Origin of the sequence: Streptomyces sp. NPDC048370, assembly GCF_043200825.1 — a bacterium.
Classification (GTDB): domain Bacteria; phylum Actinomycetota; class Actinomycetes; order Streptomycetales; family Streptomycetaceae; genus Streptomyces.
Genome location: NZ_JBICYI010000015.1, coordinates 132045 through 153825 on the forward strand (window position 1 = coordinate 132045; position 21781 = coordinate 153825).

The following is a 21781-nucleotide window of genomic DNA, read 5'->3' on the forward strand; positions in this document are numbered from 1 at the left end:
CCACCACCACGAAACCCAAGGTGATCATCTGTGACCGATATGTCCACCATGCCCGCGTACGCCCCCGCCCCCGATCTCGCCCCCGACCTCGACTCCCCCCTCGACGTCGCCGGCGCGTTGCTGACCCTGCTCGGCGACACCGCCACCGAGCCCCGGCCCGACACCCAACTGGAGGCCCTGACACTGGCCGTGGCCGCCGACCTGCCGGTGATCCTCTGGGGTGAGCCGGGGATCGGCAAGACGGCGGCCCTGACCCGGCTGGCCGAGGAGCTGGACCTCCCCCTGACCACGGTGATCGCCAGCGTGCACGAGCCGTCGGACTTCTCGGGCCTGCCCGTCGTCGGCGACGACCCCGCCGAGCAAGGTGTCCCGATGGCCCCGCCGGACTGGGCCGTGCGACTGGTCAGGACCGGGCGGGGGCTGCTCTTCCTCGACGAGCTGTCCACGGCGCCGCCCTCCGTACAGGCCGCGCTGCTCCGTCTCGTCCTGGAACGGCGGATCGGCGCCCTCCAACTGCCGCCCGGGGTACGGATCGTGGCCGCCGCCAACCCGAGGTCCTCGGCCGCCGACGGCTGGGAGCTGAGTCCACCCCTGGCCAACCGGTTCGTCCACCTCCAGTGGGCCCACGACGGGGAGGTCGTCGTCCGCGGCCTCGGCGGGACCTGGCCCCGGGCCACACTGCCCCGCCTCGACCCCGGGAAGCTGCCCGAGGCCGTGGAGTTCGCCCGGCGCGCGGTCTGCGGGTTCCTCTCCGTCCGCCCCGAGCTCGTGCACCGGCTGCCCAACAGCGAGACGCGGCGGGGCGGCCCCTGGCCCTCGCCCCGGAGCTGGGAGATGACCCTCCGTCTGATCGCCTTCGCGACGGCGGCCGGCTCCTCGCGCGACGTGCTGGCCCAGCTGGTGCGGGGCACCGTGGGCGACGGGCCCGGCCTCGAGGTGATGGCGAGCCTGGACCGGATGGACCTCCCGGACCCCGAGACGCTGCTCGCCGACCCCGGGTCCGCCGAGCTGCCCCAGCGCGGGGACCTGCGCCAGGCCGCGCTCGACGGAGTGGTGGCGGCGGTACGCGGGCGCCCGGACGAGGCCCGCTGGGACGCGGCCTGGGCGGTCCTGGTGCGGGCGTTGGAGACCGGGGCCCCTGACCTGGTGGTCGTCCCGGCGACGACGCTCGCCTCGCTGCGGCAGGAGGACTGGACGGTTCCCGCGGCGATCGAGAAGCTCGCCGGCGTGGTCTCCCTGTCCCGGCGCGCCGACGACGCGGCGGCCCGCGCCGCCCAGGCGGCCCTGAGCGCGCAGGGCAGCCGATGACGGCGGTCGGCCTCGACCTCGACAAGCTCTTCACCGCGCGCCTGCAGGCCGCCCGGGCCCGGCCGTACCTGGCGACGGCGCTGTTCGCCCTGCACGTGGTCGAGGACCGGCGGGTGCCGACCATGGGAGTGGACCGCCACTGGCGGTGCTACGTCTCCCCCGGGTTCGTGGAACGGACCCCGGTGGAGGAGCTGGCCGGGGTCTGGGTGCACGAGGTGTCCCACCTGCTGCGCGACCACCACGGGCGCGGCGACCGGCTCGCCCGGACGCGCGGACTGAACGGCCCCACGGAGCGGCTGCGGATGAACATCGCCGCCGACCTGGAGATCAACGACGACATCTTCGGCGACGGCCTGGTACGGCCCAAGGGCGCCGTCGTACCGAGCGACCTGCACCTCCCCACGGGGGAGCTGATGGAGGACTACCTGCGTCTGTTCCGGCTCGGGCCCAGGACGGACCACCTCGTCTGGCTGGACTGCGGCAGCGGCGCGGACGGCAGCGAACGGGAGTGGGACCTCGGCCCCGACGGCGCGGACGGCCTGAGCGAGCAGCAGCGGGACGCGGTGCGGTTCCGGGTGGCGCAGGCCATCTCCGGGCGGCCGGGGAGCGCCCCGCAGGGGTGGAAGCGGTGGGCCGAGGAGGCGTTCCATCCCCCGCAGCCGTGGCGGGAGTTGCTGGGCGCGGCCCTCCGCTCGGCGGCCTCGGGGCCGGGCGCGGGCGACGACTACAGCTACGGCCGTCCGTCCCGGCGCTCGGCCGGGCTGCCCGGTGTCGTACTCCCGAGTCTGCGGCGGAGGCCGCCTCGGGTCACCGTGGTCATCGACACCTCGGGCTCGGTCAGCGACGCCGAACTGGGCAGCGCGCTCCTGGAGGTCGCCGCCATCTCCCGTACCGTGGGCGGCCGTCGGGACCTGGTCTCCGTCGTGTCCTGCGACGCGGCGGCCCGGGTCGCGCACCCGATCTGCCGCGCGGAGGGCATTCCGCTGGTCGGCGGCGGGGGTACGGATCTGCGCGCGGGCTTCACCAAGGCCCTGGGCGGCCGTCCGCGCCCCGATGTGATCGTGGCCCTGACCGACGGCCAGACGCCGTGGCCCAGCGCACCGCCGCCGTGCCGAACGGTGGTGGGCCTCTTCCCCCGCGCGCGCAGACCGAGGTCGTACAACGAGAACAACCCCGAGTACGTCCCGGACGCACCGCCCGACTGGGCACGCGTGGTGGTCATCGACGCGTGAGGAGCGGCGGGGGCGGTGGGGGACGGTACGGAGGCGGGCGGCGGGGTCGGCAGGCGCGGTACGGAGGCGCCAACCGGCCGCCTCCGCACCCCCTGCGTCGCTACTTCCCCTGGCCGTTCGGCCGCAGCGTCCAGACGACGGTCATCTCGCCGGTCACCGCGCCGTCCTCGCGCGTGATCGCGATGTGCACGGGAAACTCCGGGCGCTCGCCCGCGTCAAGGTCGGCGACGACCTCGGCGGCCGGGCGGCCGAGGGTCGCGGTGGCCGTGACGACGCCCATGGCCAGCTTCTTGTAGCCGATCTCAGCCGTGACGGCGAGCGGCACCGCGCGGTTCAGCTGGTCGCCGAAGGCGGCCAGGACGATCGCGCCGCTGGCCGACTCGGCCAGCGTGAACATCGCTCCGGCGTGCGGGCCGCCGACGTGGTTGTGGTAGTCGGCCTGGTCCGGCAGGCGGACGACGGCCCGCTCGGAAGTGGTCTCCAGGAACTCGAGGTTGAGGGTCCTGGCCATGGGAACCGTGGCGGCGAGCATCTCGCCGACGGACATCTGGTCTGCGCTCATGCGCCGATGTTACCCACGAGTAGCACAGAAGGCCATCCCCCACGACCGCCCCGCCGTCACCCGTCCGCAGGGGGCGGACGTAGCAGGGTTCCCGCCACACCTCTATGGTTACTGGCCATGTGGCCAGGACAGCAGCCGCCCGGGGGCGAGCAGAACCCGCAGGACCAGAATCAGAACCCCTACCAGCAGTCGGGGTACCAGCAGCCGAACCCCTACCAACAGCCCGGCTATCAGCAGCAGCCCGGGTACCCGCAGCAGCCGCCGACCCAGCCGCCCACGCAGCCGGGTTACCCGCAGCAGCCCGCACAGCCCGGCTACCCGCAGCCCAACCCGTACCAGCAGCCGACCGTGCCGCAGTACGCGGTGCCGGGCGCGCCGCAGGGCGTACCGGGCGGCCCGGGCGACGGCAAGAAGAAGCAGACGACCGTCATCGCGATCGTCGCCGCGACCGCCGTCGTCGTGGCGGCCGGCGTCACCGGTTTCCTCGTCCTCGGCAAGGACGACGGCAAGAAGACGCAGGCAGGCGACGACCCGAAGCCCACCACGTCCACCTCGGCCCCCGCGCCGGCGCCGACGCCTTCCGTCGACAACCCGCGCGACGACGCCGACCTGCAGCCGACCATCCCGGGCTGGAAGGTCGTCCACAACCCGAAGTACGGCACGCTGTTCGACGTACCGGCCGACTGGGAGCTCCTGAAGCCCGGCAGCGTCACGTTCTTCGAGGACGAGAAGAAGGGTGACGGCTCCCCGGTCGTCACGATGTCGGCTCCGGTGCGCTACAAGAGCAAGTGGTGCACGTTCGACACGAACAAGGACGGCTCCAAGGAGAGCTGGGGCCTGAGCAGCGCGGGCACCAAGGGCGGCCAGGGCGCCAAGAACACCGAAGAGGCGGCGTTCAACGAGGCCGGCAACTGGGTGTGGGCGGGCTACGCGCAGCACATGCCCAAGGGCACCATCAAGATCACCAAGGCCGTGCCGTACACCACCACGTCCGGTCTCACCGGCAGCGTCGCGACGGCCACCGCCCCGGGGATCAAGAAGCGGAACCCGTGCGAGTCGGACGGCAAGTCCCTCGCGTTCTCCTTCAAGAACGCCAAGGGCGACTTCTCGTCGTTCGTGATCTACGGGGCCGACAGCGTCAAGGACGAGCTGGCGGACGCGACGATCCAGAAGATCCTCGCGACCGTACGACTGGCCCCGGCCTCTTCCTGACGGCCGAGGCCCGACCGTAATCGGTTTGGCAGGGGGCGGCGGCGACGGGGATAGTCCCGGGGTGAGAAACCCCGCCGCCTCCCCCCGCAGAGCACGCCGCCGCCCCGACTGGGCCGGCCGCAACTACGTCCTGCTGACCGCCGCCGCGATCGTCACCAACCTCGGCACCCACGGTGCCCTGATCGCGGCGGCGTTCGCGGTGATCCAGTCCGGCGGCGACGGCGGCGACGTGGGCCTGGTGGCGGCGGCCCGGACCCTCCCGCTCGTCCTCTTCCTGCTCATCGGCGGCGCCGTCGCCGACCGGATACCCCGGCACCGCGTCATGGTCGCCGCCAACGCGCTGAACTGCGTCTCCCAGGCCGTCTTCGCCGTGCTCGTCCTCGCGGGCGACCCGAAGCTCTGGCAGATGATGCTGCTGACCGCCCTGTGCGGAACGGGCCAGGCCTTCTTCAGTCCGGCCGCCGAGGGCATGCTGATGTCCAGCGTCAGCGGGGAACAGGTCGGCCGCGCCTTCGCCCTCTTCCGGATGGCCATGCACGGCGCCGGCATCGGCGGGGCAGCGCTCGGCGGCGCGATGATCGCCGCCGTCGGCCCCGGCTGGGTCCTCGCCATCGACGCGGCCGCCTTCGCCGTCGCCGGCGGGTTCCGCGCCTTCCTCGACGTCAGCCACATCGCCGAACGGAAGCCCGGCGGCGGCCTGCTCTCCGATCTGCGCGAGGGCTGGCAGGAGGTCATCGGGCGCCCGTGGCTCTGGTCGATCGTGGCCCAGTTCGCCGTCGTCGTGGCCCTCGTCGGCGCGGCCGAGTCGGTGTACGGACCGCTGGTCGCCCGGGACGAGCTCGGCGGCGCCAGGCCGTGGGGGCTCGCGCTCGCCGCGTTCGGTGTGGGCACGCTCTCCGGCGCGCTGCTGATGATGCGCTGGAAGCCGCGCCGGATGCTGCTCGTGGGCACCTTGGGCGTCTTCCCCATGGCCCTGCCCTCGGCGGCGCTCGCGGTGCCGCTCGATGTCGTCGGGCTCTCGCTGGCCATGTTCGTCAGCGGGGTGGCCATCGAGGTGTTCGGCGTGGCGTGGATGACCACGCTGCACCAGGAGATCCCGGAGGAGAAGCTGTCCCGGGTCGCGGCGTACGACTGGTTCGGCTCGACGGCCATGCTCCCGCTCTCCACCGCCCTCGCGGGCCCGGCGGAGAGCCTCTTCGGCCGGAGTCAGGCGCTCTGGGGTTCTGCGGTGCTGATCGTCGTCGCGACGGCCCTGGTGCTGCTCGTCCCCGACGTACGGAACCTGACGCGCCGTACGCATACGAAAGAGATCGCGTCCGGCCCCGCCGCATCGGCCCCGACGGAACAGCAGGCCATCGGCTGACCGTCACCCGATGCTGAACGCCCCGTCCGGCGGTACGGGGGACGGCACCGCGTCCGCGTCGCCCACGGGCCGGGCGTCGCCGGTGAAGCGCGTGAGGCTCTCGCCGTACTCCACGCGCGCGGGGAAGGCGTCCGCCGCCGTGCGCCGGGCCAGGCGGGCCGTGTCGATGTCCCCGTCGGAGGCGACCAGGACGGCGTTGCCGAAGCGGCGGCCGCGCAGCACGGCCGGTTCGGCGATCAGGGCGAGTTCGGGGAAGACGGCGGCGAAAGTGGCCAGTTGGGAGCGGAGGAAGGCGAAAGGCGCCCCGTCGGCCAGGTTGGCGGCATAGATCCCGCCCGGCCGCAGCACCCGCCTGGCCTCGCGCGCGTACTCCACGGAGGTCAGGTGCGCCGGGACCCGCGAGCCGCCGAAGACGTCGGCGACGAGCACGTCCACCGACCCGGTGGGGGCCTTCTCCAGCCAGGCCCGGGCGTCGGCCCCGTGCACGGACACCCCGGATCCCTCCGGCAGCGGAAGGTGCGCGGCGATCAGGTCGAGCAGCCCCAGGTCGGCCTCCACGACGTCCTGGCGCGAGCCGGGGCGGGTGGCGGCGACGTAGCGGGGCAGGGTGAGGGCGCCGCCGCCGAGGTGGAGGACGGAGAGGGCGTCGCCCTCGTCGGCCGCGCTGTCGAGGACGTGGGCGAGCCGGCGCGCGTACTCGAACTCGAGGTGCGTGGGCTCGTCCAGGTCGACGTACGACTGCGGTGCGCCGTCCACGGTCAGCAGCCAGGCCCGGTCCCGGTCGATGTCCGGCATGAGCCGGGCGGTGCCTCCGTCGACGTCACGGACGACGGGGATCTGCTCGTCGGCCTCGTTCACGCCCTCGTTGTCCACGCCTTCGTCGTCCACGCCCTCGTCGTCCATGCCCTCGTTGTTCACGCCCTCATTGTGCCCGCACGGCGGACGGCGGAGGCCCGCGTCCCGTGGGGTTCGGAACGCGGGCCTCCGCTGTGAGCCATGGGCCGTGAGCCGTGGGCCGTGAGCCGCTGTGAGACCCGTTCGGGGCTCAGTCCACGGTCGTGACCGTGCCGGCGCCGACCGTGCGCCCGCCCTCGCGGATCGCGAAGCCGAGACCGGGCTCGAGCGGGACGTCACGGCCCAGCTCGACGGTCATGGTGACCGTGTCGCCGGGGCGCGCGACCGCCGCCTCACCCAGGTCGACGTCGCCGACGACGTCCGCGGTCCGGATGTAGAACTGCGGCCGGTATCCGGTGGAGACGGGGGTGGTACGACCGCCCTCCGCGCCCGACAGGACGTACACCTGCGCCGTGAACCGACGGCTCGGCACGACGCTGCCCGGCGCCGCCACCACGTGCCCGCGGCGGACCGCGTCACGCGCGACGCCGCGCAACAGCAGCGCCACGTTGTCACCGGCCTCGGCGGACTCCATGGGCTTGCCGAAGGTCTCGACCCCGGTCACGACGGTCTCGACCTCCGCGCCGAGCACCTCCACCCGGTCGCCGACGCGGACCGTGCCCCGCTCGATCGCGCCCGTGACGACGGTGCCGCGCCCGGTGATCGTGAGCACGTTCTCGACGGACATCAGGAACGGCGCGTCCACATAGCGCACCGGCATCGGTACGTACGTGTCCACGGCGTCGAGGAGCGCCTCGATCGCCCCGGACCACCGCGCGTCCCCCTCCAGGGCCTTGAGGCCGGACACCCGGACGACGGGCACGGAGTCGCCGGCGTAGCCGTGCGCGGTCAGCAGCTCCCGCACCTCCAGCTCGACCAGGTCGGTCAGCTCGTCGTCCCCCGCGTCGGCCTTGTTGAGGGCGACGACGATGTGGTCGACGCCGACCTGGCGGGCGAGGAGCACGTGCTCGGCGGTCTGCGGCATGATCCCGTCGAGCGCGGAGACGACGAGGATCGCCCCGTCGAGCTGGGCGGCGCCGGTGACCATGTTCTTGACGTAGTCGGCGTGGCCGGGCATGTCCACATGGGCGTAGTGGCGGGTGTCGGTCTCGTACTCGACGTGCGCGATGTTGATGGTGATGCCGCGCTGGGCCTCCTCGGGCGCGCGGTCGATACGGTCGAACGGCACGAACGTGCCGGTCCCGCGCTCGCTGAGGACCTTGGTGATGGCGGCGGTGAGGGTGGTTTTGCCGTGGTCGACGTGGCCCATGGTGCCGATGTTCAGGTGCGGCTTGGTGCGCACGTATGCCGTCTTGGACATGGTTCGCTCGTTCCTTGAGCTCGAAGCGTGTGAGGGGACCCCGGGGCCTGACCGACCCTCCCCCTGAGGGGTCCGCCGGACGATCCGGGGAGGGTCAGCTTCGGGCGCCGTCGAATGCGGCTGCGACGGCCGTGGACGCGAGGGCCGTGGCGAGGAACGTGGAATCGACAACGGCAGCCTTCGGCGCGGCCGCGACTGCGGGCCGTGCTGCGAGGAAGGCGTACCGGGACATGCCCCTGATCCTCGTGGAACGGACGACGGACGTCGAACGATTTTCCGCCGAGGGGAAGTTCGGAGGGGTCGGAGGGCTCAGAGGTGCTTGAGTGCCTCGCGCACCGAGAGCGGGGACAGCCGGGCCCGGTGGGTCTCGACGAAGGCGCGCACCTCGTCGGGGTCCGTCTTGGCGTATTCGCGCAGGGCCCAGCCGATCGCCTTGCGGAGGAAGAAGTCGGTGTCCCCCGCGCGGCGCAGGCAGTAGGCGAACAGCCGCTCGCTGTCGGTGGCGCCCTTGAAGCGGAGTTGGTGCAGGAGCGCGGTCCGCGCGACCCAGAGGTCGTCGTCCTCGATCCACTCGTCCATGCGCTCGGCGAGCGCTGGATCGGCGGCGACGAGCCCGCCGACCGCATGGGCGGCGAGGTGGTCGACGGTGTCCCACCAGGAGTCGGTGGTGACGAGGTGGCGGGCGACGGGCAGGAAGCCCGAGGAGCAGCGCCGGACGTGGCGGCGCAGGTAGTCGACGGCGAAGTAGTGGTACTCGCGCTCGGGGAGGGCGAAGCAGCGCAGGGCGACGGCCGTGCAGTCGGCCTCGTCGGGGCGCGGGGTGCCGTCGAGGACGGTACGGGACAGGGTGCGCCGCTCGGGGGTGCGGATGCCGAGGAAGGGGGCGACGCCCTTCATGTACGCGACCATCTCCTGCGCCCGGAAGGGGTCACCGGCGGGCGGGTACGCCTCGGTGAGACGCCCGAGCACGGTGTCGGCGAGGGCGCTGGCGGGGACGGCGGGCGGCGCGGACGTCATACGGATCACAGTACGACCGATCGCCGACCGCCTGTCGCCCGCCGCCGATCACCGTTCATCGGATGGCAGCACGGCGGATGACGGACATTACGGCGATCACATGGGCAGGTCGGTTACTCTCCCCGGATGCTCGACCCCGTCACCCGGCCGCCGGGCTCCTTCGCGCCGCGCTGCTCCCGGGCTCTGCTGTCGCCCTGGTCGCGCCTCTCCCTGCTCGCCGTCCTCCTGCTCGCCGCGGCGACGACCGTCCTGCTCTACGAGCCACAGCGGCTGCTCGCGGAGGGCTGGCCGGCTCAGTCGAGCGGCGCGGGCGCGGTGGTCCTGTTCGGTCTGGCGTACGGGGTGTGCACGGCGGCCTTCGTACCGCGGCCGATCCTGAACCTGGCGGCGGGCGCGCTCTTCGGTACGCAGGCGGGGCTTGTGGCAGCGGTGGCCGGGACGGTCCTGGGCGCGGGCATCTCGTTCACGCTCGGGCGGCTGCTCGGTCAGGACGCGCTGCGGCCGCTGCTGCGGGGCCGCTGGCTGACGGCGGCGGACGGGCAGTTGAGCCGCCACGGGTTCCGCTCGATGCTGGCGATCCGGCTCTTCCCGGGGGTGCCGTTCGCGGCGGCCAACTACTGCGCGGCGGTCTCCCGCATGGGGTACGCGCCGTTCCTGCTCGCGACCGGGCTCGGGTCGATCCCGAACACGGCGGCGTACGTGGTGGCGGGCAGCGAGGCCGGCTCGCCGACCTCGCCCGCCTTCCTGATCTCGATGGGCTTCATCGTCGTCTCCGGCCTCGCGGCGGCGGTCGTGGCCTGGCGCAAGCGCCACGGCCTGCGCGCCCGCGCGGCGGCACGACCGTCGACGTCGGAGCCGGCCCCCGCGCGACCGCTGGAGGTCACGGGAGCCCGGGCCACCGACTAGGGTCTTGCCCACGTCAGCCGGGCCGCCGCGCGGCCGTGCCTCAGAGCGCCTCGACGATCATCGCGTTCGCCAGGCCGCCTGCCTCGCACATCGCCTGGAGGCCGTAGCGCGCGCCCCGGGCGCGCAGGGCGTGGACCAGGGTGGTCGTCAGTCGGGTGCCGCTCGCGCCGAGCGGGTGGCCGAGCGCGATCGCGCCGCCGTGGACGTTGACCTTGGCCGGGTCCGCGCCGGTCTCCTGCTGCCAGGCGAGCACGACGCCGGCGAACGCCTCGTTGATCTCGAAGAGATCGATGTCGGCCAGGCCGAGTCCGGCCCTGCGCAGCACCTTCTCCGTCGCCGGGATCACGCCGGTCAGCATGAGCAGCGGATCGGAGCCGGTCACCGCGAAGCTGTGCAGCCGGGCGAGCGGGCGCAGGCCGAGACGCTCGGCGGTCTCGGCCGCCATGACGAGGACGGCCGAGGCGCCGTCGTTGGTCGGGCTGCTGTTGCCTGCCGTCACCGACCAGTCGATCTGCGGGAAGCGCTCGGCGAAGCCGGGGTCCTCGAAGGCGGGCCGGAGCCCGGCGAGGATCTCGGTCGTGGTCGTGGGCCGCACCGACTCGTCGCGCCGGACGTCTCCGTACGGGACGACCTCGGCGTCGAAGAGCCCGGCCTCCCAACTGCGCGCGGCCTTGGCGTGCGAGGCGGCGGCGAACTCGTCCATGGCCTCGCGCCCGATCGACCACTTCGCGGCGATCAGCTCCGCGCTGATCCCCTGCGGGACCAGGCCGTCGGGGTACCGCTCGGCGACGCCGGGCCCGAAGGGGTCGGCCCCGGGCGGCACGTTCGACCACATCGGGACCCGGCTCATCGACTCGACCCCGCAGGCGACGGCGATGTCGTACGCCCCTGAGAGCACCCCCTGCGCAGCGAAGTGCACGGCCTGCTGGGAGGAGCCGCACTGCCGGTCGACGGTGGTGGCGGGCACCGATTCGGGGAAGCCCGCGCCGAGCCAGGCGTAGCGGGTGGTGTTCATGGCCTGCTCGCCGACCTGGTCGACGGTGCCGCCGATGACGTCGTCGACGAGCGCGGGGTCGATGCCGCTGCGCTCGATCAGGGCGCGCAGGGTGTGGGAGAGCAGGGCGACGGGGTGGACCTGGGACAGGGTGCCGTTGGCCTTCCCCCTGCCGATGGGCGTGCGGACCGCTTCGACGATGACGGCGTCGCGCATGATGACGGCTCCTCGATCACCTGGTGAGTTTGATATCTGGACCAACACCTGCCAGTAACATAGCCCAGTCAGTTTGATTTTCAAACCCTCCCTTCTCCCCTGCCTTAGGCTGGGGCGCATGAAGGCCGCTCCCCGCCCCTGCTCGATCGCCGACACCCTCGCCCTCGTCGGGGAGAAGTACTCCCTGCTGGTGCTGCGCGAGATCTCGCTCGGCGTGCGCCGCTTCGACCGGATCGCCCGGAACACCGGGGCCCCGCGCGACATCCTGACCGCGCGCCTGAAGCGCCTGGTGGAGGCCGGGATCCTGGAGAAGGTGCCGTACAGCGAGCGTCCGACGCGCTACGAGTACCGGGCCACGGCCGCCGGGCAGGAGCTGCAGCCCGTCCTGCTGACGCTGATGGCCTGGGGCGACCGCCACCTGAACACCGAGGACCGCCCGGTCCTCCTTGAACACGCGTGCGGCGAGGTGCTCAGCCCGCGCGTCGTGTGCGCCTCCTGCGGGGGCGAGGCGGACCCCGTGAGCCTGACCCACCATGTGCGCTCGGCGGGCTGGACGACGACGGGTCCTGTGGAGACCTGAGATCGGGGCCTTCATCTGGGGGCGGTACGCTGCGCAACGACCGGCGGTTGATCTCCGATCCGAGACGCGATCGCCTTTTCTGACGGCACGAGCACATTCGGGACGGCCCTAGCCCCATGAGTTGGTTCGAATCATTCATCCTCGGACTCGTCCAGGGGCTGACGGAGTTCCTTCCCATCTCCTCCAGCGCGCACCTCCGCCTCACCGCCGCCTTCGCCGGCTGGGAGGACCCGGGCGCGGCCTTCACCGCGATCACGCAGATCGGTACGGAGGCCGCCGTCCTGATCTACTTCCGCAAGGACATCGCGCGGATCGTCTCCGCCTGGTTCCGCTCGCTGCGCGACAAGTCGATGCGGAGCGACCACGACGCCCAGATGGGCTGGCTCGTGATCGTCGGCTCGATCCCGATCGGTGTGCTCGGCGTGACGCTCAAGGACCACATCGAGGGCCCGTTCCGTGACCTGCGGCTGATCGCCACGACGCTGATCGTGATGGGCATCGTCCTCGGCATCGCCGACCGGCTCGCCGCCCGCGACGAGACCGGCGGCCGGCACCGCGTCGTCCGCGAGCGCAAGACGCTCAAGGAACTCGGTGTGAGGGACGGCCTGATCTTCGGCTTCTGCCAGGCGATGGCCCTGATCCCGGGCGTCTCCCGCTCGGGCGCGACGATCTCCGGCGGTCTGCTGATGGGGTACACCCGTGAGGCGGCGGCCCGATACTCGTTCCTGCTCGCCATCCCCGCCGTGCTGGCCTCCGGCCTCTTCGAGCTGAAGGACGCGACCGAGGGCGGCCACGTCTCCTGGGGCCCGACGGTCTTCGCGACGATCATCGCCTTCGGTGTCGGCTACGCCGTCATCGCCTGGTTCATGAAGTTCATCACCACCAAGAGCTTCATGCCGTTCGTGATCTACCGGATCGCGCTTGGCATCCTGCTCTTCATCCTGGTCGGCACGGACGCCCTCAGCCCGCACGCGGGCGAGTCCGGGGGCTGACCCCCAGTACCGCTCCGCCGCCGGGCGATCTTCGGGTGCGCACCGCACCCTGGAACCATGGCCTGGCAACCACCCATCGTCGTGCACCGCCCGTCCCCCGACGGCGGGCGGCGCGTCACCGTCCGCGGACAGATCGTGGGCCTGGCGCACAACGACACCGACCTTGTCGAGTTCCTGCGCCGCGCGGGCCTCGAGGACGCCGACATGATCCTCGACGACCCCCACCTGGTCGAATGGCGCGGCGGCCGCCCCCACCGCTGGGAGGCGGCCTAGGGGCCGTCCGGCGGATCCGGGGCCGGACCGCGAGATCCGATCACGCCCACCCCGCGCGGCTCTTGGCGCGGGCCTCCCGCTGCCGGACACTGAAGCGATGACGCAGCGCGTGGATCTCGCGACCGTGATGGACCGGATGGCCATCGACGACCTCGTCACCGGATACGCGGTGGCCGTGGACGACTCCGACTGGACGGGCTACCGGGCGCTGTTCACCCGCGACGGCCGCGCCGACTACCGAGGTTCCGGCGGTGTCGAGGGCCCTGTGACCGAGGTCGCCGACTGGCTCGCCGAGACGATGCGGCTCTTCCCCGTACGCCAGCACCTCATCGTGAACCGGCGCGTCCGCATCCAGGACCTCGGCGGCTACCCGGGCGACAGCGCGGACGTGCGCGCCGACTACGTGAACCCGATGCGGTTCGAGTCGGGCGAGGACTTCGTCTGCGGCGGCCGCTACGCGTTCTCCCTGGTCCGGACGGACGTCGGCTGGCGGCTGAGCTCCGTGGTCGTCGAGGAGAAGTGGCGCCGCCTCTGACGCTCGTACCGTCGCTCGTAGGTCGCTCGGCCGGCGGCTCCTACGGTCGTGGCGGGAACGGCCCCGGGCCGTCGTACGGCGCACACTGGAGGCGACACGACCTGGAGGCGACGCGGCATGCGGAATCCGTTCGGCCGTCGTGGTGGTCGCGGTGCCGACGCCGCGCACCCCACCGATGCGACGCCCCGCCGCACCCCGCACTCCCCCGCCCCCACACCCCACCGCGCCGCACGCGCCGCGGTCGCGGTCGCGTGCGGTGCGCTGCCCGCGCTCGCGTTCCCCGCGCCCGCGCTGTGGTGGTTCGCCTACGTGGCGCTCGTCCCCTGGCTCCTGCTGCTGCGCACCGCGCCCACCGCGCGCCGTGCGGGCCTGGAGGGCTGGCTGGGCGGCCTCGGGTTCATGCTGGCCGTGCACCAGTGGCTGATGCCGAGCCTGCACGTGTTCATCCTCGTCGTCGCCGGCCTGCTCGGGCTTCTGTGGCTGCCGTGGGGCTGGTTGGTGCGCGCCATGCTCGCGGACGGGCCGTCAGGGCCGCGTGCGGCCGCCGCGCTGGTCGTCGTCCCGTCCGGCTGGCTGCTCATCGAACTCGTCCGCTCCTGGGAGGGGCTGGGCGGGCCCTGGGGCCTCCTCGGCGCCAGCCAGTGGCAGGTGGGCCCGGCGCTGCGCCTCGCCTCCGTCGGCGGCGTCTGGCTGGTGACCCTGCTCGTGGTGGCGGTCAACACCGCCTTCGCCCTCCTTGTGGTGTCGGCGGCTGCCGTACGACTGACGGCGCTGGTCGGCCTCGTGGTGTCCGCCCTCATCGCGGGCACGGTCTGGTGGGGCGTCGCCCCACCGCGCGAGCAGGGCACGGCGCGGATCGCCGTCGTCCAGCCCGGGGTGTACGACGGATCGGGCGGCGCGGAGCGGAGGTTCGCCCGCGGCGAGGAGCTCACCCGGGAGCTCGTCGGCCAGGACGTCGACCTGGTCGTATGGGGCGAGAGCAGCGTCGGCTCCGATCTGACGGCCCGCCCCGACCTCGCGAACCGGCTGGCCGCGCTGTCACGTGCCGTGGACGCGCCGATCCTCGTCAACGTGGACGCCCGCCGCTCCGACCGACCGGGCATCTTCAAGAGCAGTGTCCTGATCGGGGCCCAGGGACCGACCGGCGAACGGTACGACAAGATGCGGCTCGTGCCGTTCGGCGAGTACATCCCCGCGCGCCCGGTCCTCGGCTGGGTGACCTCGTTCGGCAAGGCGGCGACCGAGGACCGGCGGCGCGGCACGGAGCCGGTGGTGATGACCGTGCCGGCCCAGGACGGCCGTCCTGCGCTGCGGATCGGTCCGCTGGTCTGCTTCGAGTCCGCGTTCCCCGACATGAGCCGCCGGCTGACCCGCGACGGGGCCGCGCTGCTGATCGCCCAGTCGGCGACCTCGACCTTCCAGGACAGCTGGGCGCCCGCGCAGCACGCCTCGCTCGCGGCGCTGCGCGCGGCGGAGACCGGCCGCCCCATGGTGCACGCGACGCTGACCGGCATCAGCGCCGCGTACGGCCCCGACGGGCGCCGGATCGGTACGCCGCTGGGCACCGACCGGAGCGCGGCGGCCGTCTACGACGTACCGCTCTCGCAGGCGACGACGGGTTACGTCCGGTACGGCGATTGGCCGTTGTACTTCGCCCTGACCGTCCTTGCCGCGCTCTGCGCAGCCGAGGGCATGGGCGCGCTCAGGAGGCCTGAGTCAGCGCTTCGCGCACCACGCGCTCGCACAGCTCGTGGGTCCGGAGAGCGTCGCGGGCGCTGAGAGTGTGCCCGTCCCGTACGGCGTCGAGGAAGGCGAGGACGGCCTGCTCGATGCCGCGCTGACGGGCCACCGGCACCCAGTCGCCGCGCCGGCGGACCGTCGGCTGACCCTTGTGGTCCACGATGTCGGCCAGGTTGAGGACCTGACGCTTCGTGTCCTGTCCCGAGACCTCCAGGATCTCCTCGGTGGAGCCGTTCATCCGGTTCATCATGCCGATGGCGGTGAAGCCGTCGCCGGAGAGCTGGAGCACGACGTGGTGCATGAGCCCGTCGCGGATCCGGGCTCGTACGTCGGTGTGCTCGACCTCGCCGGGCAGCAGGAAGCGCAGGGTGTCGACGACGTGGATGAAGTCGTCCAGGACCAGGGTGCGCGGGTCCTCGGGCAGTCCGACGCGGTTCTTCTGCATGAGGATCAGCTCGCGCGGGTGCTCCAGGCACTGGGCGTAGCCGGGGGCGAGCCTGCGGTTGAAGCCGACGGTCAGGCTCACCCCGCGCGCCTCCGCGAGCTCCACGAGCCGCTCGGATTCGGCGTATTCGTACGCCAGCGGCTTGTCGACGTACGTCGGTACGCCGGCCTCCAGGAGCCGGGCGGTGATCTCGGGGTGCACGGCGGTCGGCGCGTGCACGAAGGCGGCGTCGAGCCCGGCGGCGAGCAGCGAGTCGAGGTCACTGTGGCGCTGGATCGGCGGTACGCGGTGGGTCCCGGCGACCCGGTCGAGGGTCGACTTCGTCCGTGTCTGCAGGTGGAGTTCGACCCCGGGGAGGGCGGCCAGGACGGGGAGATAGGCCTTCTGCGCGATGTCGCCGAGTCCGATGCAGCCGACCTTCACGGGGTCTCCCTTGCGCGTGACGATGTGTCCGCGACGGCACCCGACGTGCCGTTCGCGCTGGTCAGCTTACGCGGGGGCGCTCGTCGGCGAGCGGCGGCCGCCAGTCGGCGATGCCGTCGAAACCGCGCAGCACGAGGCCAGGTCCGAAGCGCGATACGGCCGTGATGAGCGCGTCGCGCACGGCGACGGCGGGCCGGGCGGAGAGCAGGGTGAGCCGGCCGGTGCGGGCGGCCTTGCGGACGATGGCGGTGGTGCGCGGCAGCCGGTCGGCGGTGTACGCGGCGAGGGCGCGGCTCGGCGGGAGCCCCCGGTCCGCGTGGTGGGCCAGGACGACGGCGTCCTCGATGGCCTGGTTGCCGCCCTGGCCGAGGGTCGGCTGCATGGCGTGCGCGGCGTCACCGAGCAGGGCGACGCGGCCGTGGTGGAAGGCGGGCAGGGGGTCGGGCATGTGGTGGACGTCGTGGCGCAGGACGGCGTCGGGGGCGACGGCGGCGAGGATCTCGGGGACCGGGTGGTGCCAGTCGCCGAAGAGCCTGTGGAGTTCGGCCCGCTCGTCGTCGGGGGCGTGGGCGCCTTCGGGGGCGGCGGCCATGGCGTAGGCGTAGATCCGGCCGTCCTTGAGGGGCTGGGTGCCCCAGAGACGGCCCCTGCCCCAGGTCTCGTGCGGGGCGAAGGGCCGGTCGGGGGCGGGGATGACGACGCGCCAGGTGGTGAAGCCGGAGTAGCGGGGCCCCGGGTGGTCGGGGAAGAGAGTGCGTCGGACGGTCGAGTGGATGCCGTCGGCGCCGACGACCAGTTCGGCCTCGATCTCCCCGTCCGGGGTGCGGACGACGGCGGGCCGTCCGTCGTCGCCGGGGTCGGCGACGGTGGCCGGCGCCCCGGTCCTTACGACGCCGGCGGGGAGGGCGGCGGTGAGGATCTCGACGAGGGTGGCGCGGTGGAGGAGGACGAGCGGTCCGCCGAAGCGGTCGGCGGCGGCCCGGGCGCTGGTACGGGCGAGCCAGCGGCCGTCGGGGGCGCGCATGCCGCCGTCGCCCTGCCAGGCGGAGAGCGCGCGGACGCGGTCGCCGAGGCCGATGACGTCCAGGGCGCGCTGGGCGTTGGGGGCGAGGCCGATACCGGCCCCGACCGGGGTGAGCGCGGCGGCGCGCTCCAGGACGGTGACGTCCCAGCCGCTCCGGTGGAGGGCGACGGCGGCGGTGAGTCCGCCGACGCCCGCTCCGATCACGACGGCACGGTGCTGTTCCATGACTGCTCCTCGACGGCCGATCCGCGGCTACTACAGCTGTAGTAGCCCTCACCCGAGACGGTACTACAGATGTAGTGAGATCGGTGGATAGATTGTCCCCATGACCGCCCGCACCCCCGCGTCCGCCTCGGACTCGCACGTCTCCGACGCGTCCGACGCGTCCGACCCGTCCGACCCGTCCGACCCGTCCCCCACGGCCCTCTCCCGTCCCACCCGTATCGGTGACGCCGCGCTCGCCCTGCTCGTCGAACGCGGGATGCGCGGGCTGACGCATCGCGCCGTGGACGAGCGCGCCGGTCTGCCGCAGGGGTCGACGTCCAACCATGCCCGCACCCGGCAGGCGCTGCTCGAAACGGCGGTACGCAGACAGGTCGAGCTGGAGTCGCGGGTACTCACCCCGCACGAGATGCCGGGACCGGACAGCGGGCTCGACGCCCTGGTGGACGCCCTGTCGCTTGCCCTGCACCGGTACGTCACCGACCATCGGGCGCTGCTGGTCTCGCGGTACGAACTCGCCCTGGAGGCCACCCGCCGCCCCGAGCTCCGTACCTTCTTCGACGCGGCGGGCTCGGCTGTCTTCCACGGGCCGCTGATCGCGCTGATGGCGGACGCCGGCTCGGCGGCCCCCGAGCGGCACGCCCTCTCCCTGATCGCCTGGTGCGAGGGGCTGATGTTCTCCTGCGCGGCGGGGTCCTTCCACTCCGCCGTACCCAGCCGCGCGGAACTGCGCACAGGGTTCGAGGAGTTGCTGCGCGGCATGCTCGGCGGGTGAACGCGGCGGGTGACGGCGGCCGAAACCCCTGGCGCCGACCGCGACCATGGGCGACGATGCCCTGATGACCTCAGTCGATGACAGCACGCGTACCGAACCGTCCACCCTCGCCGGCGAGCGCGAGATGCTCGAAGGCTGGCTTGACTACCACCGGCAGACCCTCGCCCTGAAGTGCCAGGGCCTCGACGGGGCGCAGCTGCGCACGGCCTCCGCGCCGCCGTCGAACCTCACCCTGCTCGGCCTCGTCCGCCACATGGCCGATGTGGAGCGCGGCTGGTTCCGGCGGGTCATGGCCGGTGAGCAGGCCGAGCGGATCTACAGCACGCCGGAGGACCGCGACCGTGTCTTCCGGGTCACCGACGAGGGCACGTGGGAGGAGACCCACGCCACCTGGTTGCGGGAGATCGAGGAGGCCCGCGCCGTCGCGGCGGCCCACGGCCTCGACGACGTGAGCGCGGGCAAGCACCCGAGCGGCGAGGTCTTCAACCTGCGCTGGATCTACACCCACATGATCGAGGAGTACGCGCGCCACAACGGCCACGCGGACCTGCTGCGCGAGCGCATCGACGGGGCGACGGGCGACTGACGCGGCGGGCGCGCGACGGCGCGGCCACGGAGGTGACGGCCGGCGGCGCGGCTACGGAGGACGGCCGGCGGCGCGGCGGGCTCGGCGAACCGCCGAAGCAACGGCGTCGGCGAACCACCGGCGCCACCGCGTCGGTGAGCCGCCGACGCTACCGCGCCCCGAGTCGTACCTCCAGGCGCTCGATCGCGGCCCGGACCCCGTTGCCGTAGCCGTCGTCGTCCAGGGAGTCCGAGGCCACGCGGGCCCGGTCGAGGTGGATCCGGGCCGCGTCGAGCCGCTGGAGCTTCAGATAGTCGGCGGCCAGGTTGAGGTGGAGCGAGGGGTACAGGGCCCGGAGCGCGACGGCAGAGTCGTGGGTGGCCAGCCGCTCCTCGTTCAGCTCCTCGGCCGCAAGCAGCGCCCGCAGGTCCCAGGCCAGCTCGGCGTCCGGATCGTCCTGCGCGTCGGCCATGTAGTGCGCGAGCGTGCAGCGGTGCAGGGGGTCGCCGTCCGGGCCGATCTGCCCCCACAGCTCGCCGAACCGGTTGCGTGCCTCCTCGCGGTCCCCGCCGTGGAGCAGCATCGTCGCCTGCCCGATCCGGGTCATGACGCCGTCGTCCGACACCTGCTGCTGCTCGGTCACTGCGGGCCTCCACGCGCTCACCGTCCGGGGGCTCCGACGCTAACCGCCGAGGCCCCCGATCCGGCACAGGCTCGGGTGGCGCCCCGCCCCTGTCAGCCGCGCGGGCTCACGACCTGCCGCGAGCCCGGCGGTGGACGGCTCAGCCCAGGTTCGGGATGCGCCAGTCGATCGGCTCGTGGCCCTGGGCGGCGATCGCCTCGTCGATCTGCGTGAAGGGGCGGGACCCGAAGAACTTCTTCGCCGAGAGCGGGGACGGGTGCGCGCCCTTCACCACGACGTGCCGCTCCTCGTCGATCAGCGGGAGCTTCTTCTGCGCGTAGTTCCCCCAGAGCACGAAGACCGCCGGGTCCGGCCGCGAAGCCACCGCGCCGATCACCGCGTCCGTGAACTTCTCCCAGCCCTGGCTCTTGTGCGAGTTCGCCTCGCCGGCCCGGACGGTGAGGACCGCGTTGAGCAGCAGGACGCCCTGCTCGGCCCACGGCATCAGATAGCCGTTGTCCGGCACGGGGTGGCCGAGCTCCTCCTGCATCTCCTTGTAGATGTTCCGCAGGGAGGGCGGGGTCTTGACACCCGGCCGCACGGAGAAGCAGAGGCCGTGCCCCTGCCCCTCCCCGTGGTACGGGTCCTGACCGAGGATCAGGACCTTCACCTTGTCGTACGGTGTCGCCGCCAGCGCGGCGAAGACCTCCTCGCGCGGCGGGTAGACCGGCCCCTTGGCCCGCTCCTCCTCGACGAACTCGGTCAGCTGCTTGAAGTACGGCTTCTGCAGCTCGTCCCCGAGGACGCCGCGCCAGGACTCGGGCAGCATGTCGGTGTCGGTCACGTCAACAACCTCCGGTAGGCGATCTCTTCTACGCCTGAGAACCTACCGGGGGCCACTGACAGCGGTGCTGCTCGGGGCCGGGAGGGCCGCCTACCAGCTGGCCCTGCGGCTGAGCTCCCACATCTGCATGACGGTCTGCGGGTCGAGCGCGCGCTCGGCGCCGCCGATGTCCTCGCTGGCCGCGATGTAGAGCTTGCCCTGCCACAGCGGGAGCAGACGGACGTCCTCGACCATGATCTCCTGCGCCTTGCGGAACTGGGAGACGGCCGCCCCGCGGTCGGTCTCGCGCCGCGACTTCGGGAGTATCTCGTCGGTGATCTCGGGGCTCAGGTACGGCGTCCCCAGCGCGTTCTGCTTGCCGACGAAGGGGGCGATGAAGTTGTCCGCGTCCGGGAAGTCGGGGAACCAGCCGCGGCCGAAGACCGGGTACTGCCCCTTCTGGTAGCTCGCCGCGAACTCCTTCCACGGCTTGCTCTGGAGCGTCACCTGGAAGAGCCCGGAGGCGTCCAGCTGCCGCTTGAGCTCGGCGAACTCGAGCGCGGTGCCGGAGCCGTACCGGTCGGTGGTGAACCAGAAGGTCAGGTCGACGGGCTTCTTGATCCCGGCGTCGCGCAGGATCTCCCGCGCCTTGGGCACGCTCGGCTCGCCGAAGCGGTCGAAGAACTCGGTGGTGTGGCCGACGATGCCCTTGGGGACCATGGAGTACAGCGGCTCGGCCGTGCCCTTGTAGGCCTTGGCGACGAGTTCCTCGCGGTCGACGACCTGGGCGATCGCGCGGCGGACGGGCTCCTTGGCGACCGTGGGGTCCTGGGCGTTGAAGACGAGGTAGCGGATGTCGGCGCCGGTCGACTCCACCAGCTGGAGGTGCTCGTTGGCGTCGCTGGCGTTCTGGAGCTCGACGACCTCCTCGGCGGTGAGGCCGCGGTAGGTGGCGTCGATCTCCTTCTTCCGCAGCGCGGCGACCATCGGCTCGGACTCCTTGAAGTACCGGATGGTCACGCCGGCGTTCTTGCGGTCCGCGAACCCCTTGTAGGTGGGGTTCTTGGTCAGCTCGGCCTTGTCACCCTCGGTGTACTCGTCGAGGACGTACGGACCGGAGCCGGTGAGCTCGCCGTCCTCGCGGAGCTTGTCGGCCGGGTACTCGGCCGGGTCCACCAGCGACATGGCGGGGGTGGCCAGGATGAACGGGAAGGTGGCGTCGGGCTTGTTCAGCTTGAAGACGACCGTGCGGTCGTCGACCGTCTCGATCGTGTCGAGCGAGCCGAGCAGCCCGTTCGGGCCGCCCTCGACGTTGATCTTCCGGATGCGCTCGATCGAGTGCTGCACGGCCTTGGCGTCCAGCGCGTGCCCGTTCGAGAACTTCAGCCCGTCGAGGAGGGTGCACTCGAAGACCCGGCTGGAGCTGTCGGTGAATTTGCAGTCCGCGGCGTCGGACTGCGGCGACGTACTTCCCGTGGGGAAACTCACCAGCGTCTGGAAGACATTTCGGAACAGCTCCCAGGAATTGTCCCAAGCGGCCGCCGGATCGAGCGTGGTGGGTGAACTCGTCGTGCCGACCACGATTCTCTGGTCCGCAGCGGATTCATTGTCCGAAAACAGCCCGCATCCGGACACCAGGGATATGGACGCAAGGGCTGCAGCGACCTGCAGACTGGTCCGGTTGAACACGTGCGCACGCTCCTCGTTCAGCCTTGGGTCGGCCGACCATACCGCAGC

23 protein-coding genes are annotated in these 21781 nt (G+C 72.5%); 12 read left to right on the top strand and 11 right to left on the bottom strand.

Going from position 1 to position 21781, the window contains the following annotated elements; translation table 11 throughout:
- The first annotated feature begins 39 nt into the window (after positions 1-39).
- Positions 40-1308 (top strand): AAA family ATPase, encoded by a 1269-nt coding sequence (locus ACGFYP_RS28225; protein WP_393499348.1) that lies wholly within the window; start codon positions 40-42, stop codon positions 1306-1308.
- Positions 1305-2540 (top strand): VWA-like domain-containing protein, encoded by a 1236-nt coding sequence (locus ACGFYP_RS28230; protein WP_393499169.1) that lies wholly within the window; start codon positions 1305-1307, stop codon positions 2538-2540. The genes ACGFYP_RS28225 and ACGFYP_RS28230 overlap by 4 nt, the downstream gene beginning before the upstream one ends.
- A 100-nt stretch (positions 2541-2640) precedes the next feature.
- Here the strand turns inward: ACGFYP_RS28230 and ACGFYP_RS28235 are convergent, their stop codons facing one another.
- Positions 2641-3102: a DUF4442 domain-containing protein gene (locus ACGFYP_RS28235; protein ID WP_393499172.1), complete on the bottom strand. Its 462-nt coding sequence runs from the start codon at positions 3100-3102 to the stop codon at positions 2641-2643.
- 117 nt (positions 3103-3219) lie between these two features.
- On the opposite strand from ACGFYP_RS28235, the gene ACGFYP_RS28240 reads away from it, so the two are divergent.
- Together ACGFYP_RS28240 and ACGFYP_RS28245 are read left to right on the top strand one after the other, a co-directional pair.
- Positions 3220-4314, top strand: a complete 1095-nt coding sequence (locus ACGFYP_RS28240) for a hypothetical protein (protein ID WP_393499175.1) — start codon at positions 3220-3222, stop codon at positions 4312-4314.
- Positions 4315-4375: 61 nt separating this feature from the next.
- Complete coding sequence (locus ACGFYP_RS28245; RefSeq protein ID WP_393499178.1) at positions 4376-5677, top strand: MFS transporter; 1302 nt, start codon at positions 4376-4378, stop codon at positions 5675-5677.
- A 3-nt stretch (positions 5678-5680) separates the two neighbouring features.
- Here the strand turns inward: ACGFYP_RS28245 and ACGFYP_RS28250 are convergent, their stop codons facing one another.
- The 4 genes from ACGFYP_RS28250 to ACGFYP_RS28265 form a co-directional block, all read right to left on the bottom strand.
- Entirely contained in the window at positions 5681-6580 is a 900-nt protein-coding gene (locus ACGFYP_RS28250; RefSeq protein ID WP_393499351.1) for a spermidine synthase, read from the bottom strand.
- A 142-nt stretch (positions 6581-6722) separates the two neighbouring features.
- The gene (gene tuf / locus ACGFYP_RS28255; RefSeq protein WP_361957151.1) at positions 6723-7892 is read right to left on the bottom strand and encodes an elongation factor Tu; all 1170 of its coding nucleotides are present in this window, start codon (positions 7890-7892) and stop codon (positions 6723-6725) included.
- 94 nt (positions 7893-7986) lie between these two features.
- Positions 7987-8124: a hypothetical protein gene (locus ACGFYP_RS28260; RefSeq protein WP_393499181.1), complete on the bottom strand. Its 138-nt coding sequence runs from the start codon at positions 8122-8124 to the stop codon at positions 7987-7989.
- Positions 8125-8201: 77 nt separating this feature from the next.
- A complete protein-coding gene (locus ACGFYP_RS28265; RefSeq protein WP_393499184.1) occupies positions 8202-8909 on the bottom strand; it encodes a DNA alkylation repair protein in 708 nt (235 codons plus the stop codon).
- Between the two features lie 126 nt (positions 8910-9035).
- Between ACGFYP_RS28265 and ACGFYP_RS28270 the strand changes: the two genes are divergently transcribed.
- Positions 9036-9815, top strand: a complete 780-nt coding sequence (locus ACGFYP_RS28270; protein ID WP_393499187.1) for a TVP38/TMEM64 family protein — start codon at positions 9036-9038, stop codon at positions 9813-9815.
- A 40-nt stretch (positions 9816-9855) separates the two neighbouring features.
- Here ACGFYP_RS28270 and ACGFYP_RS28275 read toward each other — a convergent pair whose 3' ends face one another.
- On the bottom strand, positions 9856-11025 hold the full coding sequence (locus ACGFYP_RS28275; RefSeq protein ID WP_393499190.1) for a thiolase family protein: 1170 nt from the start codon (positions 11023-11025) through the stop codon (positions 9856-9858).
- 118 nt (positions 11026-11143) lie between these two features.
- Between ACGFYP_RS28275 and ACGFYP_RS28280 the strand changes: the two genes are divergently transcribed.
- From ACGFYP_RS28280 to lnt, 5 genes are all read left to right on the top strand, one after another.
- Positions 11144-11605: a winged helix-turn-helix transcriptional regulator gene (locus ACGFYP_RS28280; RefSeq protein WP_393499193.1), complete on the top strand. Its 462-nt coding sequence runs from the start codon at positions 11144-11146 to the stop codon at positions 11603-11605.
- A 116-nt stretch (positions 11606-11721) separates the two neighbouring features.
- Positions 11722-12597 (top strand): undecaprenyl-diphosphate phosphatase, encoded by an 876-nt coding sequence (locus ACGFYP_RS28285; RefSeq protein ID WP_361957133.1) that lies wholly within the window; start codon positions 11722-11724, stop codon positions 12595-12597.
- A gap of 57 nt (positions 12598-12654) precedes the next feature.
- The gene (locus ACGFYP_RS28290) at positions 12655-12870 is read left to right on the top strand and encodes a hypothetical protein (protein WP_260227218.1); all 216 of its coding nucleotides are present in this window, start codon (positions 12655-12657) and stop codon (positions 12868-12870) included.
- A 97-nt stretch (positions 12871-12967) separates the two neighbouring features.
- The gene (locus ACGFYP_RS28295; protein WP_361957127.1) at positions 12968-13405 is read left to right on the top strand and encodes a nuclear transport factor 2 family protein; all 438 of its coding nucleotides are present in this window, start codon (positions 12968-12970) and stop codon (positions 13403-13405) included.
- 117 nt (positions 13406-13522) lie between these two features.
- Complete coding sequence (lnt, locus tag ACGFYP_RS28300; protein WP_393499199.1) at positions 13523-15184, top strand: apolipoprotein N-acyltransferase; 1662 nt, start codon at positions 13523-13525, stop codon at positions 15182-15184.
- On the opposite strand, the gene ACGFYP_RS28305 is transcribed toward lnt, so the two are convergent.
- Together ACGFYP_RS28305 and ACGFYP_RS28310 are read right to left on the bottom strand one after the other, a co-directional pair.
- Positions 15108-16013, bottom strand: coding sequence for a Gfo/Idh/MocA family protein (locus tag ACGFYP_RS28305; protein ID WP_393499202.1), 906 nt, complete (start codon positions 16011-16013; stop codon positions 15108-15110). The genes lnt and ACGFYP_RS28305 overlap by 77 nt on opposite strands.
- A gap of 61 nt (positions 16014-16074) precedes the next feature.
- Positions 16075-17262: an FAD-dependent monooxygenase gene (locus ACGFYP_RS28310; RefSeq protein ID WP_393499205.1), complete on the bottom strand. Its 1188-nt coding sequence runs from the start codon at positions 17260-17262 to the stop codon at positions 16075-16077.
- Between the two features lie 100 nt (positions 17263-17362).
- On the opposite strand from ACGFYP_RS28310, the gene ACGFYP_RS28315 reads away from it, so the two are divergent.
- Positions 17363-18034 carry a TetR/AcrR family transcriptional regulator gene (locus ACGFYP_RS28315; protein ID WP_393499208.1) on the top strand — a complete coding sequence of 224 codons (672 nt, stop codon included), beginning with the start codon at positions 17363-17365 and terminating at the stop codon, positions 18032-18034.
- Between the two features lie 64 nt (positions 18035-18098).
- Positions 18099-18620, top strand: a complete 522-nt coding sequence (locus tag ACGFYP_RS28320; RefSeq protein ID WP_361957112.1) for a DinB family protein — start codon at positions 18099-18101, stop codon at positions 18618-18620.
- A gap of 148 nt (positions 18621-18768) precedes the next feature.
- Here ACGFYP_RS28320 and ACGFYP_RS28325 read toward each other — a convergent pair whose 3' ends face one another.
- The 3 genes from ACGFYP_RS28325 to ACGFYP_RS28335 form a co-directional block, all read right to left on the bottom strand.
- Positions 18769-19242 carry a hypothetical protein gene (locus ACGFYP_RS28325; RefSeq protein ID WP_393499212.1) on the bottom strand — a complete coding sequence of 158 codons (474 nt, stop codon included), beginning with the start codon at positions 19240-19242 and terminating at the stop codon, positions 18769-18771.
- 139 nt (positions 19243-19381) lie between these two features.
- Positions 19382-20065 carry a uracil-DNA glycosylase gene (ung, locus tag ACGFYP_RS28330; RefSeq protein WP_361957106.1) on the bottom strand — a complete coding sequence of 228 codons (684 nt, stop codon included), beginning with the start codon at positions 20063-20065 and terminating at the stop codon, positions 19382-19384.
- Between the two features lie 90 nt (positions 20066-20155).
- Positions 20156-21733, bottom strand: a complete 1578-nt coding sequence (locus ACGFYP_RS28335) for an ABC transporter substrate-binding protein (protein ID WP_361957103.1) — start codon at positions 21731-21733, stop codon at positions 20156-20158.
- Positions 21734-21781 lie beyond the last annotated feature (48 nt).

Excerpts from the sequence above, each read along its gene's own strand:
- ACGFYP_RS28230 (WP_393499169.1), top strand. The coding sequence starts at position 1,305 with ATGACGGCGGTCGGCCTCGACCTCGACAAGCTCTTCACCGCGCGCCTG.
- ACGFYP_RS28265 (WP_393499184.1), bottom strand. The coding sequence starts at position 8,909 with ATGACGTCCGCGCCGCCCGCCGTCCCCGCCAGCGCCCTCGCCGACACC.
- ACGFYP_RS28260 (WP_393499181.1), bottom strand. The coding sequence starts at position 8,124 with ATGTCCCGGTACGCCTTCCTCGCAGCACGGCCCGCAGTCGCGGCCGCG.
- ACGFYP_RS28275 (WP_393499190.1), bottom strand. The coding sequence starts at position 11,025 with ATGCGCGACGCCGTCATCGTCGAAGCGGTCCGCACGCCCATCGGCAGG.
- ACGFYP_RS28235 (WP_393499172.1), bottom strand. The coding sequence starts at position 3,102 with ATGAGCGCAGACCAGATGTCCGTCGGCGAGATGCTCGCCGCCACGGTT.
- tuf (WP_361957151.1), bottom strand. The coding sequence starts at position 7,892 with ATGTCCAAGACGGCATACGTGCGCACCAAGCCGCACCTGAACATCGGC.
- ACGFYP_RS28310 (WP_393499205.1), bottom strand. The coding sequence starts at position 17,262 with ATGGAACAGCACCGTGCCGTCGTGATCGGAGCGGGCGTCGGCGGACTC.
- ACGFYP_RS28290 (WP_260227218.1), top strand. The coding sequence starts at position 12,655 with ATGGCCTGGCAACCACCCATCGTCGTGCACCGCCCGTCCCCCGACGGC.
- ACGFYP_RS28295 (WP_361957127.1), top strand. The coding sequence starts at position 12,968 with ATGACGCAGCGCGTGGATCTCGCGACCGTGATGGACCGGATGGCCATC.
- ACGFYP_RS28285 (WP_361957133.1), top strand. The coding sequence starts at position 11,722 with ATGAGTTGGTTCGAATCATTCATCCTCGGACTCGTCCAGGGGCTGACG.
- ACGFYP_RS28270 (WP_393499187.1), top strand. The coding sequence starts at position 9,036 with ATGCTCGACCCCGTCACCCGGCCGCCGGGCTCCTTCGCGCCGCGCTGC.
- ACGFYP_RS28315 (WP_393499208.1), top strand. The coding sequence starts at position 17,363 with ATGACCGCCCGCACCCCCGCGTCCGCCTCGGACTCGCACGTCTCCGAC.
- ACGFYP_RS28280 (WP_393499193.1), top strand. The coding sequence starts at position 11,144 with ATGAAGGCCGCTCCCCGCCCCTGCTCGATCGCCGACACCCTCGCCCTC.
- ACGFYP_RS28225 (WP_393499348.1), top strand. The coding sequence starts at position 40 with ATGTCCACCATGCCCGCGTACGCCCCCGCCCCCGATCTCGCCCCCGAC.
- ACGFYP_RS28240 (WP_393499175.1), top strand. The coding sequence starts at position 3,220 with ATGTGGCCAGGACAGCAGCCGCCCGGGGGCGAGCAGAACCCGCAGGAC.
- ACGFYP_RS28250 (WP_393499351.1), bottom strand. The coding sequence starts at position 6,580 with ATGGACGACGAGGGCGTGGACGACGAAGGCGTGGACAACGAGGGCGTG.
- ACGFYP_RS28320 (WP_361957112.1), top strand. The coding sequence starts at position 18,099 with ATGACCTCAGTCGATGACAGCACGCGTACCGAACCGTCCACCCTCGCC.
- lnt (WP_393499199.1), top strand. The coding sequence starts at position 13,523 with ATGCGGAATCCGTTCGGCCGTCGTGGTGGTCGCGGTGCCGACGCCGCG.